Source organism: Streptomyces sp. URMC 126 (assembly GCF_051386555.1).
Lineage (GTDB): Bacteria > Actinomycetota > Actinomycetes > Streptomycetales > Streptomycetaceae > Streptomyces.
Map to the genome: position 1 here is coordinate 1 of NZ_JBPQTX010000140.1, position 17,069 is coordinate 17,069.

At 74.4% G+C, this 17,069-nt stretch carries 14 protein-coding genes; 8 read left to right on the forward strand and 6 right to left on the reverse strand.

Going from position 1 to position 17,069, the window contains the following annotated elements:
* Nucleotides 1-226 precede the first annotated feature (226 nt).
* Nucleotides 227-1,300, forward strand: a complete 1,074-nt coding sequence (locus tag ACSNOK_RS18265; protein WP_436781768.1) for a S1 family peptidase — start codon at nucleotides 227-229, stop codon at nucleotides 1,298-1,300.
* A gap of 63 nt (nucleotides 1,301-1,363) precedes the next feature.
* Here ACSNOK_RS18265 and ACSNOK_RS18270 read toward each other — a convergent pair whose 3' ends face one another.
* Nucleotides 1,364-2,416 carry an NAD(P)-dependent alcohol dehydrogenase gene (locus ACSNOK_RS18270; RefSeq protein WP_436781769.1) on the reverse strand — a complete coding sequence of 351 codons (1,053 nt, stop codon included), beginning with the start codon at nucleotides 2,414-2,416 and terminating at the stop codon, nucleotides 1,364-1,366.
* Nucleotides 2,417-2,688: 272 nt separating this feature from the next.
* Between ACSNOK_RS18270 and ACSNOK_RS18275 the strand changes: the two genes are divergently transcribed.
* Both ACSNOK_RS18275 and ACSNOK_RS18280 read left to right on the forward strand, forming a co-directional pair.
* Complete coding sequence (locus ACSNOK_RS18275) at nucleotides 2,689-3,195, forward strand: hypothetical protein (RefSeq protein ID WP_436781770.1); 507 nt, start codon at nucleotides 2,689-2,691, stop codon at nucleotides 3,193-3,195.
* 72 nt (nucleotides 3,196-3,267) lie between these two features.
* Entirely contained in the window at nucleotides 3,268-4,161 is an 894-nt protein-coding gene (locus tag ACSNOK_RS18280) for a helix-turn-helix domain-containing protein (RefSeq protein ID WP_436781771.1), read from the forward strand.
* Nucleotides 4,162-4,218: 57 nt separating this feature from the next.
* Here the strand turns inward: ACSNOK_RS18280 and ACSNOK_RS18285 are convergent, their stop codons facing one another.
* Entirely contained in the window at nucleotides 4,219-5,496 is a 1,278-nt protein-coding gene (locus ACSNOK_RS18285; protein WP_436781772.1) for a mannosyltransferase family protein, read from the reverse strand.
* 94 nt (nucleotides 5,497-5,590) lie between these two features.
* The gene (locus ACSNOK_RS18290) at nucleotides 5,591-6,286 is read right to left on the reverse strand and encodes a TetR/AcrR family transcriptional regulator (RefSeq protein WP_436781773.1); all 696 of its coding nucleotides are present in this window, start codon (nucleotides 6,284-6,286) and stop codon (nucleotides 5,591-5,593) included.
* Nucleotides 6,287-6,389: 103 nt separating this feature from the next.
* On the opposite strand from ACSNOK_RS18290, the gene ACSNOK_RS18295 reads away from it, so the two are divergent.
* From ACSNOK_RS18295 to ACSNOK_RS18310, 4 genes are all read left to right on the forward strand, one after another.
* Entirely contained in the window at nucleotides 6,390-7,919 is a 1,530-nt protein-coding gene (locus tag ACSNOK_RS18295) for an MFS transporter (RefSeq protein WP_436781774.1), read from the forward strand.
* A gap of 176 nt (nucleotides 7,920-8,095) precedes the next feature.
* Nucleotides 8,096-9,175, forward strand: a complete 1,080-nt coding sequence (locus ACSNOK_RS18300; RefSeq protein WP_436781775.1) for a hypothetical protein — start codon at nucleotides 8,096-8,098, stop codon at nucleotides 9,173-9,175.
* 135 nt (nucleotides 9,176-9,310) lie between these two features.
* Nucleotides 9,311-9,754 (forward strand): MscL family protein, encoded by a 444-nt coding sequence (locus ACSNOK_RS18305; RefSeq protein ID WP_436781776.1) that lies wholly within the window; start codon nucleotides 9,311-9,313, stop codon nucleotides 9,752-9,754.
* Between the two features lie 407 nt (nucleotides 9,755-10,161).
* Complete coding sequence (locus ACSNOK_RS18310; protein WP_436781777.1) at nucleotides 10,162-12,354, forward strand: SpoIIE family protein phosphatase; 2,193 nt, start codon at nucleotides 10,162-10,164, stop codon at nucleotides 12,352-12,354.
* Between the two features lie 60 nt (nucleotides 12,355-12,414).
* On the opposite strand, the gene ACSNOK_RS18315 is transcribed toward ACSNOK_RS18310, so the two are convergent.
* Nucleotides 12,415-12,792: a hypothetical protein gene (locus ACSNOK_RS18315; RefSeq protein WP_436781778.1), complete on the reverse strand. Its 378-nt coding sequence runs from the start codon at nucleotides 12,790-12,792 to the stop codon at nucleotides 12,415-12,417.
* 242 nt (nucleotides 12,793-13,034) lie between these two features.
* Here ACSNOK_RS18315 and ACSNOK_RS18320 point away from each other — a divergent pair, with 242 nt between their 5' ends.
* Entirely contained in the window at nucleotides 13,035-14,336 is a 1,302-nt protein-coding gene (locus ACSNOK_RS18320) for an alpha/beta hydrolase family protein (RefSeq protein ID WP_436781779.1), read from the forward strand.
* Between the two features lie 46 nt (nucleotides 14,337-14,382).
* Here ACSNOK_RS18320 and ACSNOK_RS18325 read toward each other — a convergent pair whose 3' ends face one another.
* Together ACSNOK_RS18325 and ACSNOK_RS18330 are read right to left on the reverse strand one after the other, a co-directional pair.
* On the reverse strand, nucleotides 14,383-16,140 hold the full coding sequence (locus ACSNOK_RS18325) for a M4 family metallopeptidase (RefSeq protein WP_436781781.1): 1,758 nt from the start codon (nucleotides 16,138-16,140) through the stop codon (nucleotides 14,383-14,385).
* A 380-nt stretch (nucleotides 16,141-16,520) separates the two neighbouring features.
* Entirely contained in the window at nucleotides 16,521-16,952 is a 432-nt protein-coding gene (locus ACSNOK_RS18330; protein WP_436781780.1) for a gamma-glutamylcyclotransferase family protein, read from the reverse strand.
* Nucleotides 16,953-17,069: the final 117 nt, after the last annotated feature.

Consider the following 17,069-nt stretch of genomic DNA (forward strand, 5'->3'; position numbering starts at 1 on the left):
GAGTGGGTGGTCGTGGGGCGGCCGGGGGAGGTGTCCGGGGGTGACGCATTCCCGTGTGTCTCACGGGAGTCGGACTGCCTCGTATCTTGTAGGCGGACGGGAGCGGTCCGATACTCGGTCCACGTTTGGCATGGACGCGACGAACGCATGGTCGTCGCGGCCGGCCTCTCGCCTGCCTCCGGGCCCGCCGTGAACGGCGGGCACACCCCCCTCACAGGAGGTCGAGTTGACCACACGACGGACACGCGCGCGCCGCGCCGCCCTGGCCGCGACAGCGGCGGCGGTCATGACCGCGACCGCCCTCGGCGCACAGGGCGCGGGCGCCTCACCCGTGCCGGACCCCACCCCGCTGACGGACGCCCAGGCGGGCGCGCTCGCCCAGCGGATCACCCATGACCTCGGCGACCGTACCGCCGGCGCCTACTACGACGCCGCGGCCCGGAAACTGGTCGTCAACGTCGTCGACGCGAAGACCGCCGCCGCGGTGCGGGCGGCCGGCGCCGAACCGCGTACGGTCGCCCGCTCGGCCCAGCGGCTCGCCGCGGCCGAGCGGACCCTGGACGCCCGGGCGCGTATCCCCGGCACGGCGTGGTCGGTCGACCCGCGCACCGACAAGGTCGTCGTCAAGGCCGACAGCACCGTGCGCGGCGCCGGACTGGCCCGGCTGAACGAGACCGTGGCCTCCCTCGGCGACGCGGCGACCCTGGTCCGCGTCCCCGGCGCCTTCCGGCCGACCCTGGCCGGCGGCGACGCCATCTACGCCTCGCGGGCCCGCTGTTCCCTGGGCTTCAACGTCACCAGGAACGGGCAGCCGCACTTCCTCACCGCCGGGCACTGCGGCAACATCTCGTCCACCTGGTCCGACCGGCAGGGCGGCGCCGCCATCGGCAGGGTGGTCAAGTCCGTCTTCCCGGGCAGCGACTACGCGCTCGTCCAGTACACCGCCAACATCGCCCACCCCAGCGCGGTCGACCTCTACAACGGCGGGCAGCAGACCATCACCGCCGCCGCCGAGGCCACCGTGGGCCAGCGGGTGCAGCGCAGCGGCAGCACCACCCGGGTGCACGGCGGCCAGGTCACCGGGCTGAACGCCACCGTCAACTACGCGGAGGGCACGGTCAGAGGGCTGATCGACACCACCGTCTGCGCCGAGCCGGGCGACAGCGGCGGCGCCCTGTTCGCAGGGTCCTCCGCGCTCGGCATCACCTCCGGCGGCAGCGGCAACTGCTCCTCCGGAGGCGAGACGTTCTTCCAGCCCGTCACCACCGCCCTGCGCGCCGTCGGGGCCCAACTGCCGTGAGATGATCCGTGCGACGGCCCCCGGGTGCGCCCTTACGGCGTCCCGGGGGCCTCCCGCGCGCGGTCAGATGGTGGCGGTGTCGATGACAAACCGGAAGCGGACGTCACCGGCCAGCACCCGCTCGTACGCCTCGTTGACCCGGGCGGCCTCGATCACCTCGACCTCGGCGGCGATGCCGTGCTCGGCGCAGAAGTCCAGCGTCTCCTGGGTCTCGGGGATGCCGCCGATCATCGAGCCGGCGAGCGACTTGCGGTGCGTGATCAGGGCGAACGGCGAGACGGCCAGCGGCTTCTCGGGGCCGCCGAGCTGGACCATGGTGCCGCCCGGCCGCAGCAGGCCCAGGTAGGCGTCCAGGTCCAGCTCGGCCGAGACGGTGTTGACGATCAGGTCGAAGGTGCCCGCCAGCTCCTCGAAGGTGGCCGGGTCGGAGGTGGCCCGGTAGTGGTCGGCGCCGAGCCGCAGGCCGTCCTCCCGCTTGCGCAGCGACTGGCTGAGGACGGTGACCTCGGCGCCCATCGCGTGCGCGATCTTCACACCGAGGTGGCCCAGGCCGCCCAGACCGACGATCGCGACCTTCTTCCCCGGGCCCGCCTGCCAGTGGGCGAGCGGGGAGTACAGGGTCACGCCCGCGCACAGCAGCGGGGCGGCGGTGTCCAGCGGGATGGCGTCCGGGATGCGCAGGACGTACTCCTCGTCCACCACGACGTGGGTCGAGTAGCCGCCCTGAGTCTGCTCACCGTCCCGGCCGGTGGCGGCGTAGGTGCCGATCATGCCCGACTCGCCCGTGCAGTACTGCTGGAGACCGGCGCGGCAGTTGTCACAGGTGCGGCAGGAGTCGACGAAGCAGTCCACGCCGACCCGGTCGCCGACGGCGTACCGGGTGACCTCGGCGCCGACCGCGGCGACCACGCCGGCGATCTCGTGGCCGGGGACGATCGGGTAGACGCGGTCGCCCCAGTCGCCCTGGACGGTGTGGATGTCGGAGTGGCAGATGCCCGCGTACTTGATGTCGATGAGGATGTCGTGCGCCCCCAGGGCGCGGCGGGTGATGGTCGTCTTGTGGAGCGGGGCCTTCGGGGCCGGTGCGGCGTACGCGGCGACGGTCATGCTGTTCATGCCTTCGATCATGCGAGCCGGCGGGGCGGTCAGCCAGGGCCCCGTTCAACGTAGGCTCACGGTTCCTACCACTGGCAGGACCACCTTGCGCCGGGGCACCGGGGCGCGCACAGGTCATCGACTCCTCACTTGATGGGATGGGATCCGGTCGCGGGGCGGGTCATACGTGTGCGGCACGTGCTGCTCTGGTACTCCACCGCATCGGAGCCCACCGGTGCGGGCAGGGGCACGGGAGGTCCGCAATGGTTCGCTCTGCGCTCGGAAGATGCGGGATGCTCGCCCTGGCTTCGGTGGTGGCGCTCTCGGGCTGCCTGCTCGCCACCCCGGCCCCCGCCGCGCCGGCCCGCGCGGCGGCCGTCCCCTCCGGCGACTACTGCGCCCCCACCGAGAACCTCTACGGCGGTGGCGGATACACGTACGCCGACGTCCAGGTGTGTCTGCACGTCGGCAGCCACTCCGACCACTCCGACGACGCTGTACGGGTGAGCACCCGCAATAACACCTACTACTGGGGTGGCTCCTGGTACAGCGCAAGCCCCGACTACCCCGCCGACTGGACGGGCGAGGGGTCGCTCGACAAGGACGGGACGAGCAGCTGGTACGGGTCCCACCGACAGCAGGTCGCGCGCGAGCTGTCGGACGACACCAATCAGAACCCCTTCTCCTGCGGGACGTACACCGTCACTTTCACGTTCCGCCAGAAGGGTCCCTACTGGACCGACGACGCGAACGACATCAAGCCGAGCGAGCGCTCGTACCGGATCACGCTGCCGTGCTAGCGCCGTGACGCGCGGCGCCCGTCACCCGACGGTTGCAGCGAGTAACGCCCTAGCCTTGGCTAGGGTGGACGCGTGGCAACCAAAGTGACAGAGCTCAGCGAATTCCTCCGCTCCCGGCGGGCCAGGCTGCGGCCGGAGGACGTCGGGCTGAAGCCCTTCGGCGGGCGGCGGCGGGTGCCGGGGCTGCGCCGTGAGGAGCTCGCGCAGGTCGCGGGGGTGAGCGTCGCCTACTACACCCGCCTCGAACAGGGCCGCGGCCAGAACGTGTCGGCGTCGGTGCTGGACGCCATCGCCGACGCGCTCCGGCTGGACGCGGCCGAACGGCACCACCTGCACAAGCTGGCCCGCCCCGACAACCGGCCGCGGCGGCCCGCCGACCGGCCGCAGCGCGTCCGGCCCGCCGTGCGGCACCTGCTGGACGCGATGGAGAACGTGCCCGCGCACGTGCTGGGCCGGCGGCTGGACATCCTCGCCTGGAACCGGATGAACACCGCGCTGCTGGGCGACTTCGGCGCCCTGCCCCCGCAGCGGCGCAACATGGCCTGGATGGTCTTCCTCGACCCGGCGACCCGGGAGCTCTACGCCGACTGGGACGGCAAGGCGGCCGACATCGTCGCGCTGCTGCGCACCCACGCCGGCTGCTACCCCGACGACCCCGCCCTGGCCTCGCTCATCGGCGAGCTCTCCATGAAGAGCCCGGAGTTCCGGGGGCTGTGGGCCGCCCACGACGTCCGCGACAAGTGCTTCGGCGTCAAGGAGCTGCGCCACCCCGTCGTCGGCCCGCTGACCCTGGCCTGCGAGACGTTGGTGCTGCCCGTGGACCAGGACCAGCGGCTGGTCACGTACCACGCCGAGCCGGGGTCGGCGTCCGCCGAGTCCCTGCGGCTGCTGGCGAGCTGGAGTCTGGAGGCGGCCGGCGGTACGGCCGCGCCCGAGGGGCGCGACGCCGTGGCCGGCGAGCGCTGACCGCTCGGCCGGCCCACTCGCCGGGGCGCGTGGGCCGGCCCACGCGCCGGAGGTGAATCAGCCGGCCCACTTGCCGGACGTGAAGGCGAGGGCGAGCACGGTCGCCAGGGGGGCCGCCACCGTCAGGTAGCCGGCGCGGATCCACGGCCGGCGCACGCTCGCCACCGCGAGCGCGACCCAGAGCGGCCACCACAGCAGGGTGGCCCGGGGCACGGACATGTACCAGTACGAGGTGCCCAGGGCCCACAGGCTCAGTCCGATGTACACCGCCTCCGGCCACTGCCGCCGCCGCACCAGCAGTGCCAGCAGCAGCACCCCGACCGCCATGGCGAGCAGCTCCGCCTGGAACATCGCCGCGTAGCTCGTGGGGTGGGCGTGCGAGAAGGCGGCGTCCCAGGTGTGCAGCCAGGACTCCCAGGGGGTGTGGAACTGCCGGTACCAGCCGCGCTCCTGCGCGTGCTTCCAGGCCATCCAGTCGCCGGTGTGCGCCTGGAGGTACCAGCTGTAGGCCAGGGCGGGCAGGCCCGGGAGCGCCAGCCAGCCGGCCGAGCGCCACCGCCGGTGCTCCCGTCCGGCGACCAGGAACCGGACGACGAGCGCCGCCGCGAGGAAGAGGCCGCTGACGCGGACGGTCGTGGCCAGGGCGCCCAGCACTCCGGCGAGCGCCCAGCGGTGCCGCTCGGCGGCCAGCCAGGCCGGCAGGGCGAAGGCCAGGAACAGGGCCTCCGTGTAGCCGACCGCCAGGAACACCGCGCACGGCGACACCAGCAGGAACAGCGCGGCACGCGGCCCCGCCCGCTCCCCGGTCTCCGCCGGGAGGCGCAGCCGCGCGATCCGGGCGAGGGCCACGGCGGCCACCGCACCGGCGACGAGGGAGATCAGCAGTCCGGTCAGCGGCCAGCTCGGCACCACGGTGTGCACGGCGCGCAGGACCATGGGCAGGCCGGGGAAGAACGCCTCCCGGTTGTCCGGGCGGGCGGAGCCGGGGGCGCCGGGCTCGGCGAAGTAGCCGCCCTGGGCGATGCGCGAGAAGAAGTCCCAGTCCCAGCGCGCCCACAGCGACAGAAACGAGGGCGTCTCACGGGCCTCGGGGTCGGAGGTGAACATCCAGGCCGAGCAGTAGCCCGTGATCAGGACGGCGATCCGGGTGAGGGCGTAGAGACCGAGCACGGTCCGGTCCACGGCGTCGAGCCGGTCGAGCCGCAGGAACCGGACGGCGGCGGCGGGAAGAGCGGGGCGACGGCCCGGACCGCGTCCCCCGGGAGGCCGGCCCGACGCCGTCTCCGTTGGGCACCGTCTCCCCGACGGTGCCTTGGCTATCGGTATCCGGGCCATGCTGGGGCGCCTCCTGGCGTGTGGGATCGAGCGACGGGAGGCCACAGCACATCACAGACGTCACATCCCTCCCAAGCCGCGGGCCCCGGCCCGCTCACTCGGGACCGGCCTGCCGCAGCGCTCCCAGCCCGTCCAGCAGCCGGTCCAGGCCGAACTCGAAGCGGCTGTCCATGTCCGGCCCGGTGAGCTCCCCGGCCAGGGCGACGAGGTGCGGGTAGCGCTCGGCGGGCAGTTCGGCCAGGCGTCGGCGGGTCTCCGCGACGGCCTCGGCGGGCGTCGCCCCGCGCTCCTCGGCGGCCGACATGGGCACGGCCTCGTGCAGGACGAAGCCCTGCACCCAGATCATGACGGTGTAGGCGCCGAGGGCCGTGTCCGCGGGACCGAAGCCGAGGCGGCGCAGCATCCCGAACGTCTCCTCCAGCGGGCCGAGGGCCCGCGCCCCCGGCGCGAAGCGCCCGGCGAGCACCCGCACGGCGGACGCGTGCGCCAGCAGGTGTGCCCGCAGCCGCCGGGCGGCGGTCGCGACGCAGTCGCGCCAGTCCCCGGGCGCGGGCACGCGGTCGGGCGGGAGCGGGACGTAGCCCTCCCAGAGCGCGTCGGCGGCGAGGTCGAGCAACTCCTCCTTGTTCTGGACGTGCCAGTACAGGGAGGCCGCCTGAACGCCCACCTCGGCGGCCACCTTGCGCATGGTCAGCCCCTTGGGGCCCTCCCGCTCCAGCAGCCGCAGCGCGGCATCCGCCAGGTCCTCCCTGGTCAGCGAGGTGTTTCCGGCCGTCCGGCGTCCTGCCATCGTCCTCGTCCTCCCCGGGTTCCACTCGACGGCTTGCAATCTAACACCGTTAGGCCGACACTAACGCCGTTAGGGAAGCGTCTAACATTGTTAGGGGAGTGGTGTGGGTACGGGAACCGGGGGCCGTGCGCGGCTCGTGCTGCCGACGCTCTGTTCCGGCCTCTTCATGGCCATGCTCGACAACCTCGTCGTGACCACCGCGCTGCCCGCCATCGGCAGCGAGCTGCGCATCGGAACGGCCGGGCTCCAGTGGGTGGTGGAGGCGTACGCCCTGGTGTACGCCGCCCTGCTGCTCGGCGGCGGGGCGCTGGGGGACCGGTGGGGCAGACGGCCGGTCTACCTCGCGGGCCTCGCCCTGTTCACCGGCGGTTCCGCGCTGTCCGCGCTCGCCGGCGGCCTTCCGGCCCTCGTCGCGGGACGGGCGGTCCAGGGGCTGGGGGCGGCCCTGCTGACCCCGGGCTCGCTCGCCATCCTCCGGCACGTCTACACCGGGGACGCCGAACGGGCCCGCGCGATCGGCATCTGGAGCGGGGTCTCCGGCTCGGGACTCGCCCTCGGCCCCGTCGTCGGCGGGCCTCTGGTCGACCACTTCGGATGGGCGAGCGTCTTCTGGATCAACGTGCCCGTCGGGATCGTCGGCCTGGTCCTCGCCTACCTGGTGCTCCCGGACGTCCCCCGGTCCGCCGTCCGTACCGACCCGGCAGGCCAGACCACCGTCGCGCTCGGACTCGGCGCCCTGGTGTACGCGCTGGTCGAGGGGCCCGTCCGGGGGTGGTGCGACGTCCGGGTGGCCGGCGCCGGAGCCGTGGCGCTGCTCGCCCTGGCCGCCTTCGTGGCCGTCGAGCGGCGGTCCGCGGCGCCGATGGCGGACCTGCGCCTGCTGACCAACCGGATCGCCGGCACCGCCGCCTGGGCGGGATGCGCCGCCGCCTTCGGCTTCTTCGGCCTCGGGACGTTCCTCACCCTCCACCTCCAGTACGTCCTGGGGCTGTCGCCCACGGAGGCGGGCTGGGCCATGGCGCCGTGCACCCTGTCGACCGCCGTGGCCTCGGTCGCCGCCGGGCGGCTGTGCGCCCGCTTCGGCCCGCGGCCGCCGCTCGCCACCGGCCTCCTCCTCGTCGCGTCGGCCCTCGCCGCCTTCGCCCGCTACGGGCCCGACGCGCGCCTGGCCGACTTCGGCTGGCTCCTGGGTGTCGTCGGCCTCGGTCTCGGCCTCGTGTTCACGCCCGTCTCCGTCGCCGTGCTGGGCGCGGTGCCGGCCGAGCGGGCAGGTATGGCCTCCGCGACGACGAGCATGACCCGCGAGGTGGGCGGGGTGGCCGGAGTGGCCGTCCTGGGCGCGGTGTTCACGACGCGCTTCGAGGCCGCGCTGCGCGACCGGCTGCCGTCCGGCGGAGGGGCCGACGCCGCGCGGTCGGTGCGCTCGGTCACGGCCGGCGGAGGGTGGGATTCCGGGCGTGACGGCGCCATCGGACGGATCGTCAGCCGGGCTTTCACGGAAGGGCTGCACCTCGCCGCGCTGGTTTCCGCGGGCGTGCTGGCCGCGGCGGCGGTCGCCGTTCTGGTGGTGATGCGGCGGCCTCGGGGTGACATCGCGGCCCGAGCGGCCGGGGCGCTGGTGCGCCGGTCCTGACGGCCCGCTAGTGTTCCCCGAACGGAAGCCGGAACCACACGCGTTCACCCCTTCTCGGGGCCGCGGGAGAGAACGAGTGGGTCCGGACGCGGCGGAGGGAACCCCCAGCGGGGGAATCCCCTCTCCCCAACCGGAATCGTGCAGAGGTGGACACAACCCGAATGCGGGGACAGTTGATGACAGAGAGAGTCGCACAGCGGCGGTCGTCGGGCGTGCGGAAGGCGGCCGGGAAGGCGGCGGTGGTACTGGCGGCCGGGGTCGTGCTCGCGGGTACCGCGGCGTCGGCCGAGGCAGCTCCGGCGGCGCGGACCGCGCCGGCCAAACCCGACTGCGGCGGTTTCCGCGCCTCCGCCGCGCCGGCGGTGCCCGCCGCCGACCGGGACCAGGCGCCGGAAGTGCCGCCGACCCTGGCGGGCAAGGGCGCGCTCTCCTACTCCGTCGCCTCCGCCCAGGCGCCCATCGGCCTGTGGTCCAAGGCCGGTCTGACCCTGCGCACCCCCGTTGCCAAGGGCACGGCGCGCCTCGACGTCAGCAGCCGCGGCTTCAGCACCGACTCGGTGGCGATCCAGCGGTACGAGCCCGCCAAGCACGCCTGGGTGGACCTCGGCACCCGTTCCGGCGGCGGCAGCTGGCCGCACCGGGGCACGTTCACCTTCCCCGTCTCGGCCCCCAAGGCGAGCGCCAAGCACCCGTACGCCGTCGCCCTGCGGTTCCAGGACCTCGACCGGCCCGGCACCCTCACCGTCAACGCGTCCGTCGCCGACGGCCGGGGCCACACCTACCGGGCTCCGTCCCGCACCGTGACCGCCACCCGGCCGCAGGTCTCCGTCACCGGCTGGACGAGCGGCACCACGAAGCTGACGCGCGGCGGCGCGGCGCACCCCTTCACCATCACGGTGCGCAACACCACCAACCGCGCCTACCCGGCGCTGAACGTCAACTACTACGCCTACGGCGCGGGCAAGCGGCACGCCCTGACCCCCAAGGACCTGGTGCTCCAGCAGTACCGGCCGGGTCACGGCTGGGAGAAGGTCGCCCTGACGGCCGGCGGCTGCGACCCGGGCATGGGCGCCACGCTGCGCCCGAACCGGACCGCGCTCGCCCCGGGCGCCCAGGCCGTCTACCGGCTGCGGCTGGCCGTCGCCGGCTCCGCTCCCCGGGACGTGGTCGCGGCGGACAGCGGCTTCTCGGTGAGCAACGGCGACCAGGCGTTCTCGTCCAAGCGGCTGCCCTTCACCATCCGCGCCGGCAAGTAGCGCGGGGAGCGACGGCCGGAGGACGACGGCCGAGGGGCCGCCCGGGGGCACCCGGGCGGCTCCACCGGTTTCGGGCGGGCAAAAGGTAGCGTTCGGAGCGTCACGTCCGAAATGTCCGAAGCTCGGGAGCCGGTCATGCTCAAGGGATTCAAGAACTTCGTCATGCGCGGCGACATCGTCGTCGTCGCCGTCGGTCTGATCATCGCGCTGGCGCTGAGCACCCTCATCAAGGCGTTCACGGACTCCGTGATCAACCCGCTCATCACCAGTCTGCAGGGCGACCACGCGCTGGGCCTCGGCTGGCAGCTCGGCCGGGCCGGGAACCGGGCCACCTACCTCGACCTCGGCTCCTTCATCTCCGCGGCCGTGTACTTCCTCATCTTCATGGCCGTCGTCTACTTCCTCATCGTGGTGCCGTACCGGCACATCCAGGCCCGGCGCGGCGTCGTCGTCTTCGACGAACCGGGGCCCGTACGGACCTGCCCGTCCTGCCTCTCCGAGGACCTGCCGGCCGCCGCCACCCGGTGCCGCCACTGCTGCGCCGACCTGCCGGCGGTGGGCGGCGGGGCACGCCCCTGAGCCTGCCCCGGCCCCGCCCGGCCGCTGCCCCGCCCGGGGAACCACCGGAAGCGGAATCCCGCGAATGGCCCTCCGCCCCCGGAGTGGATTCCCGAAGCCCGGACGCGAGGGAATGCCGGAGCCGTCATTCGGACGTTCCGGACCCCGGAATTCCGTGGCGAAGTCCGTCATTTCCCGCCGGGGATTCCCGGGCCGGGTTCCGCCCGCCGCGCGGCCCGAAAGTCCAGCTCGGAGCCGCGCGGACGAACCGGTCGCCCTCTTCCGGCCGACGGAGCGGAATTCCCGGGATCGGCCGGTCGCCCGTCCGGACGCTTAACCGTCGCGACCGGCGGGAACAATCAGTCCGGCCTCGATTCCTGCGGGTCGCGAGAACCGCCGAACCGCACCGAGCAACGGGATGAATCCGCATGGACACGAACGCCGCACCGGACGCCCCGGAGCCGCCCCCGGAGGACGCGGCCGACCTGGGGCGGTGGGCGCTGGCCCAGTTCCCCATCGGGCTCGCCGTCTACGACCGGCACAACCGGCTGGTGACCGCCAACGACGAGATGATCCGGCTGAGCGGCCTGGAGCCCGACCGGCTCCCCGGCCGGCGCCTCGACGAACTGCTCCCCGTGGCGCCGTTCGAGGAGTTCGCCCGCATCGGTGACGAGGTCCTCCGCACCGGCCGGGCGGTCCGCGCCGACAACTACTTCGTCTCCCCGGGCGACGGCCGCGAACGCGCCTGGGCCAGCTTCTTCACCCCGATCAAGGACGCTGAAGGCCGCACCCGCGGGCTCTCCCTCGCCGCCCTGGACGTCACCGCCGAGTACCGAGCCCGGCAGCGGCTCGCGCTCGTCAACGACGCCGGAGCCCGCATCGGCACCACCCTGGACATGGACCGCACGGCGGCGGAGCTCGCCGACTCCACCGTCGGCCGGTTCGCCGACTTCGTGGCCGTCGACCTGCTCGCCGGAGGCACCGGTCCCGGGGACGGCGCGGGGGAGGGGGACGGCGGCCGGCCCCGCCCCGGCGAGGCCGTCGCCCTGCGCCACACCGCCCGGCGCTGGGCGGTCCCCGAGGACCCGAACGCCGCCGCTGCCGGGGTCCCGCCCTCCGATTCCCCTGGCTCCCCTGACACCCCCGCTTCCTCGACCTCCCCGGGGGGCGGCTACCTCTGCCCGCCGAACTCCCCGCCCGCCCTCGCCCTCGCCGCCGGCAAGCCCGCCCGCCACCGGGGTGACGAACCGGCGGTCCGCTCCTGGGCCGCGAGCACGCCCGCGCTGCCGCCGGCCGTACGCGCCCGCGGCATCGGCTCCCTCCTCCTCGTACCGCTGGCCGCGCACGACACCGTCTCCGGCCTGGCCCTGTTCGTCCGGCACCCGGACACCGAGCCGTTCGACGACCACGACCTGCTGCTCGCCGAGGAGATCACCGCCCGCGCCGCCGTGTGCGTGGAGAACGCCCGCCGCTACGCCCGCGAACGGGCCGTCGCCCTGACGCTCCAGCGCAGCCTGCTGCCCGCGCGGCTGCCCGGCCACGCGGCCGTGGAGGTCACCTCCCGCTACCTCCCCGCCACCGCGCAGGCCGGCATCGGCGGCGACTGGTACGACGTGATCCCGCTCTCCGGGGCCCGGGTCGCGCTGGTCGTCGGCGACGTCGTCGGGCACGGGCTCCAGGCGTCCGCCACCATGGGCCGGCTGCGCGCGGCCGTCCGCACGCTGGCCGACATCGATCTGCCCCCCGACGAGCTCCTCACCCACCTCGACGACCTCGTCGTCCAGCTCGCCCAGGACCGCGCGGCCGAGGCGCGGGACGGCGACGGCGGCGACGAGGCGCGGGAGACGGACGCGTCCTGCCTCTACGCCGTGTACGACCCGGTCTCCCGCCGCCTCGTCGCCGCGAGCGCCGACCACCCGCCGCCCGTCCTGGTGACCCCCGACGGCACCGCCCGCTTCCTGGAATTGCCGCCGGGCCCGGCCCTCGGCGTCGGCGGGCTGCCGTTCGAGTCGCTGGAGCTGGAAGTGCCCGAGGGCAGCCTGCTCGCGCTCTACACCGACGGGCTCGTCGAGGGGCGGGGCGCCGGCTCCGGCGACGAGGGCGGCCGGCTGCTGCGGCGGACCCTGGCGCGGCCCGCCGCCGGACTGGAGCGCGCCTGCGACGACGTCCTCGCCGCCCTCCTCCCGGAACGGCCCGCCGACGACGTCGCCCTCCTGCTGGCCCGCACCAGGGCGCTGGACGCCGACCGGGTGGGCACCTGGGAACTGCCCGACCACCCCGCGTCCGTGGCCGACGCCCGCAAGCGCGTCGCCGCCCAACTGGCCGCGTGGGGGCTGGAGGAGCTCGCCTTCACCACGGAACTCGTCGTCAGCGAGCTGGTCACCAACGCCATCCGGCACGCCGCGCCGCCCATCCGGCTCCGGCTGATCCGGGACGGCGCGCTGATCTGCGAGGTATCCGACGGCAGCAGCACGTCGCCGCGGATGCGCCGGGCCCGGGCCTTCGACGAGGGCGGCCGGGGGCTGCTGCTGGTCGCCCAGCTCTGCCGGCGCTGGGGCACCCGGTTCACGTCCGCCGGCAAGACGATCTGGGCGGAACAGCCGCTGTCGGCGGCGGCCTGAACGGCGTCCCGGGGCGCGCGGACCGCACCGGGGGCCCGGACGCGGTCCGCGCGCGCCGCGTCAGTGGCGGACGACCTGGTAGCTGAGGGCCGGGAAGGCGAAGTTCGCCCAGTGCAGGCTGCCGAGCGCGTAGTACCAGTCGTTCGGCCGGTCGGGGAGCCCGGTGCGGCAGTCGCGGTTGTAGTAGACCTTGATGTCGGCGGTGGTGAAGTTGACTGCGGAGAGCGCCGGTTCGGAGAGGTTCCGGCACGTCGTGTCCGTGATGTCGACCGGGGTCTGTCTGCCGGTCAGGTCCGCCCCGGAGGCGAAGTAGGCCACGGGGGCGTGGGGGAGATCGGCCGCGGCGGCCGGCCGGGCGAGGCCGGTGCCCAGCAGCAGCGCGGCACCGGAGAGGGCGGTGGCGCCGCCGGACAGCAGCTTCTTCCGTAACGTGGTCATGGGTGCGCTCCGTTTCGGAGTAAGGGGCCTGTTCACGACGCCGCCGCGGACCTTCCGTTCGCGGCCGGGCGCCCTTGGTCCATTGGTCATTGCATCTTCAAATGGTTCGCTTCGGAGGGTCAACAGTCATCTGACCCAATTCCGTTCGGCGCCCGGCAGGCGGCCAGAATGGACCCACGCGGCCGGTACAGCCCAAGCCGCGGACGTCCCGCCGGCCCGCGGCGGGCCAGGAGGGAGAGCACATGCCGACGTACGAGACCGGACGGAGCCCCGGGAGGCCCGGCCGGCGGACCGTGGTGGCCGCCGCCCTGGCGGCCGCCGTCGCCGGACCGGCGGCGCGGGCCGCGGCGGCCGGCCGCCGCCCCCAGGCGGGTCCGGCGCCGCTCCGGCTGCCGGCGCCCACCGGCCCCCACGCGATCGGTACGGCCGCGCTGCCCCTGACCGACACCTCCCGGCGCGATCCCTGGCGGCGCGACCGGGTGCGCGAGCTGATGGTGACCTTCTGGTACCCGGCCGTCCCGGGAACGGGCGGCGCCGAGCCGGTGCCGCACATGGAGCCCGCGGCGGCGGCCCACTTCGGCGGGGAGGAGGGCATGGCCGCCCTCAACTACCTGGTCCCGCCCGGCAGTACGGACTGGTCGGAGACGCGCGGTCACGCCCGCGCCGGCGCCCGGGTGCTGCCGGGCGGTCCCCGTCCGGTCGTGCTCTGGTCGTCCGGGATCGGCGATCCGCGCACCTGGGGGACCGGGCTCGTCGAGGACCTGGCCTCGCGGGGCTACGTCGTCGTCACCGTCGACCACACCTACGAGGCGTCGGAGGTCCGGTTCCCGGACGGCAGGCTGGTGCCGTCCCTCCTCCCCGAACGCATGAAGCGGAAGGACCGGGACATCGCGGCGCTGACGCGCCTGTCGATGGAAACCCGGGTGGACGACACCGGGTTCGTGCTGGACCGGCTGGACGCGCTCCGGGACGGCCGTACGGCGGCGGCGCGGCGGCTGCCGCGCGGGCTGGCGGAGGCCCTGGACCTGTCCCGGACGGGCATGGTCGGGCACTCCGCGGGCGGTTTCACCGCGGCCCAGACCATGTGCCACGACCGGCGGATCGTCACGGGGGTGAACCTCGACGGGCAGCTGCACTTCCCGACGAAGGCCGACGGGACGGGCGTCCGGCTGGGGGAGGTGGCGGAGAAGGGGCTCGACCGCCCGTTCCTGCTGCTCGGTTCGGCCGCGGACGTGGCGGACAACCGGCCGGGCTGGGACGCGCTGGTGCTCAACAGCCGGGGCCGGGTCCACCGGCTGGTCGTCCGCGACACCGCCCACGGCGCGTTCACCGACGCCGCCGCGCTGTTGCCGACGCTCGCCGAGCGGGGCACGGTCCCCCGGGAGACGGTGACGCGGCTCCTCGGCGCGCTGCCGCCGCAGCGGTCGGTGGCGCTCACCCGGGCGGTCGTCGCCGGCTTCCTCGACCGGCGGCTGCGCGACCGGGACACCGGGCCCGACGAGGTGCCGCCGGCCGGGTTCCCGGAGGTGGAGCGGGTCCGGTGAACGCGGCGGGCCCCCGGCCGGAGCGGCCGGAGGCCCGCCGTCCTCGTCAGCGCTTCACGGACGGGGTGTTGGCCTCGGTCACGTTGACCGCGGCCCAGGCGCGGTCGACGGCCTTGTACTCGGCGCTGCCGGCGCCGTGGATGTCCGCGGCGGCCTGGAGAGTGGCCTTGCGGGCGTCGTGGAAGTCGGTCGTCGAGACCATGTACCGGGTCAGGGCCCGGTAGAAGATCTGCTCCGCCTTGTCCCGGCCGATGCCCGTCACCGACTGGCCGTCGTAGGTGGGGGAGTCGTAGGTGAACTTCCCGATCGTCTTCTTGCCGCTGCCCTCGGCGAGCAGGTAGAAGGCGTGCGAGGAGACGCCCGAACCGGCGTGCACCTCACGGTCGTAGGACTGGGGGTCCCAGTAGTCGACCGTGCCCTCCAGCTTGTCCAGCGAGGGCTTGTCGAGGCGGCGCAGGAACTGCTGGTCCAGGCCGAGCTTCTCGCCGAGGAGGTAGTTCGGCGGGTTGCCGGCGTTGTTGGTGCGGAATTCCATGCCGGTGCCGAAGATGTCCGCGAACGACTCGTTGAGCGAGCCGGCCTCGCCGAACTGGTTGCCCTGCGCGTCCACCCGGGTCGGCTCGAAGCCGGCCGTGGCCGAGATGACGCCGTGGGTGAGCTCGTGGCCGGTGACGTCGAGCGCCACCAGCGGCTGCTTGAACGTTTCGCCGTCCCCGTCGCCGTAGAGCATGCACCAGCAGTCGGGGGACCAGAAGGCGTTGCCCACCTGGTTGCCGAAGTGCACCAGGGCGCGCGGGCCGACACCGTCGTTCTTGATGCCGTTCCGGCCGAAGGTGCCCTTGTAGTAGTCGAAGGTGCTGGTGATGCCGAACTGGGAGTCCACGGCGGCGCTGGTGGGGTCGGAGGCGGTGCCGTTGCCCCAGCGGTTGGTGCTGTTGACGAACGCCTTGCCGCGGGTGAAGACGTCGAGCTCCTGGCCGCCGGCGCTCCGGGTCTCGGCGCTGCCGCGGCTGAGGTCCTTGAGCGTGAACGAGCTGCGGGCGGTCTGGGTGGTGACGAGCGGGACGGTGCCGTCGAAGATCGAGGCGCCGGTGCCGTTGGCCTGCGCGGGGTAGGTGGACGCCGCGCCGGTGCCGGCCGCCCGCGGGGTGGCCGCCGCGCCCAGGCGCGGGGCGGCGGTGCGGCCCTTGGCGCGCAGGGTGTCCTTGAGCTTGGGGGAGATGAACGCGTCGGTGAGCGGGGTGGTGGCGAGGACCTTGCCGGAGACGGCGTCCACGGTCACCGCGCGGAGGGTGCCCTTCTCGGCCGCGCGGCCCCCGGTGACGGTCACCCGGTAGGCGAGGACGGACTTGCCGCGGGTGGCGTCCACCACCAGCTCGGTCCGGCCCGCCGTGCCCTTGACCGCCTCGGCGGCCTTGGCGGCCGCCTGACGCTCCGTCAGTTCGGGCTTCACGGACTTCAGGGCCACCTGGTGGCGCGCGGCCCGGGTCACGCCCGCGTAGCCGCCCTTGGCGTCGAGGTGGACGACGAGGTCGCCGCCGACCACCGGAACGCCCTGGTAGGCGCGCTCGAACCGGACGTGGCGCTTGCCCTCGGGGTCGACCAGCGAGTCCTTGGCGGTCAGCGTCTCCCGCGGGCCGACGCCGGTGTCCTTGGCGTGCGCGACGGCGGCGGCGCGGGCCGCCCGCACCACGTCGGCGCCCGCCACCTGGGAGGCGGCGGAACCGGGTCTCGCCGTGGCCACCGTGGCGCTTCGCGCCGCGCTCGTCGCCGGGGCCGGAGCGGCCACGGCACCACCGGCCATGGCCGCGGCGGCGGCCACCGCGACGGCGACGGTCAGTATTCGGCCGGGGGAAGTGGGGGATGTACGCACTGTTCAGCGCCCTTTGCGTCATGACGGCCCGGGGTGGCCGGACCGCTGGCGGGGGGCGGTGCTGTCACTCGTGCACCGCGGGAACCTGTGGTCCCGCGCAGACTGTGCAGCCCTTGGCATGCACATGGAAAGACTGTTTACACGGTGTTCACAACAGTTGATCAACTCTTGACACGAAATCAACGGAGCGTGAACGGCGGGCGACGGGCCGTCCGTCCGACCGGCAAGACCGGCCAAGGAGGGCGCGGGTTGCGCGAGTTCGGCGACCGTTCACCATGTGGGACGAGCGGTGACGCGGCGCGCGCCCGTCGTCACACGCCGCCGCGCGGCCAGGTGCCGTCGGGCAGCGGGGAGTCCGTCGCGCGCAGCCGGCGGGCGATCCGCTCGGCGGCCAGGTACACCCACGCGCGGACGGTCACGCCGCGCTCGGTGCGCACCTCGCGCACCACCCGGTCGTAGAGGTTGCCGGGGTCCCCCGGGCGGTAGCCCTCCAGCCCGTCGAGGGCGGCGAGCACGGCCGCGTGGCCGGACGGGGCGAGCGTCATCAGCTCGCCGCGGATCTCACCGGTGGGCGCGGCCACGGCGAACGGATAGCCCGGGCCCTCGTACAGCACCGCCCCCGCCAGCCGGGCCGGGACCTCCTCGGCCGTACGCCCGCGCAGGAACGCGTCGTAGTTGCCGCCGCCGCGGCGCAGCGTCCCGTAGACGAAGACCGGCAGCGGTGCCGCCTCGTCCTCCGCCATCCCCCACCCCCTCCGGTCGCGCGCGTCAGCCTAACCGGCGGCGTCGCGCCGCCGCCGGGCCCGGGCGAACACCGGGGCGAGCGCCCCGGCCACCGCCCCCGCGACCAGTCCCCACAG

Coding starts and splice junctions, on each gene's coding strand:
- ACSNOK_RS18270 (WP_436781769.1), bottom strand. CDS start 2,416: ATGAACAGCATGACCGTCGCCGCGTACGCCGCACCGGCCCCGAAGGCC.
- ACSNOK_RS18275 (WP_436781770.1), top strand. CDS start 2,689: ATGCTCGCCCTGGCTTCGGTGGTGGCGCTCTCGGGCTGCCTGCTCGCC.
- ACSNOK_RS18285 (WP_436781772.1), bottom strand. CDS start 5,496: ATGGCCCGGATACCGATAGCCAAGGCACCGTCGGGGAGACGGTGCCCA.
- ACSNOK_RS18290 (WP_436781773.1), bottom strand. CDS start 6,286: ATGGCAGGACGCCGGACGGCCGGAAACACCTCGCTGACCAGGGAGGAC.
- ACSNOK_RS18300 (WP_436781775.1), top strand. CDS start 8,096: ATGACAGAGAGAGTCGCACAGCGGCGGTCGTCGGGCGTGCGGAAGGCG.
- ACSNOK_RS18305 (WP_436781776.1), top strand. CDS start 9,311: ATGCTCAAGGGATTCAAGAACTTCGTCATGCGCGGCGACATCGTCGTC.
- ACSNOK_RS18310 (WP_436781777.1), top strand. CDS start 10,162: ATGGACACGAACGCCGCACCGGACGCCCCGGAGCCGCCCCCGGAGGAC.
- ACSNOK_RS18315 (WP_436781778.1), bottom strand. CDS start 12,792: ATGACCACGTTACGGAAGAAGCTGCTGTCCGGCGGCGCCACCGCCCTC.
- ACSNOK_RS18320 (WP_436781779.1), top strand. CDS start 13,035: ATGCCGACGTACGAGACCGGACGGAGCCCCGGGAGGCCCGGCCGGCGG.
- ACSNOK_RS18325 (WP_436781781.1), bottom strand. CDS start 16,140: ATGGCCGGTGGTGCCGTGGCCGCTCCGGCCCCGGCGACGAGCGCGGCG.
- ACSNOK_RS18330 (WP_436781780.1), bottom strand. CDS start 16,952: ATGGCGGAGGACGAGGCGGCACCGCTGCCGGTCTTCGTCTACGGGACG.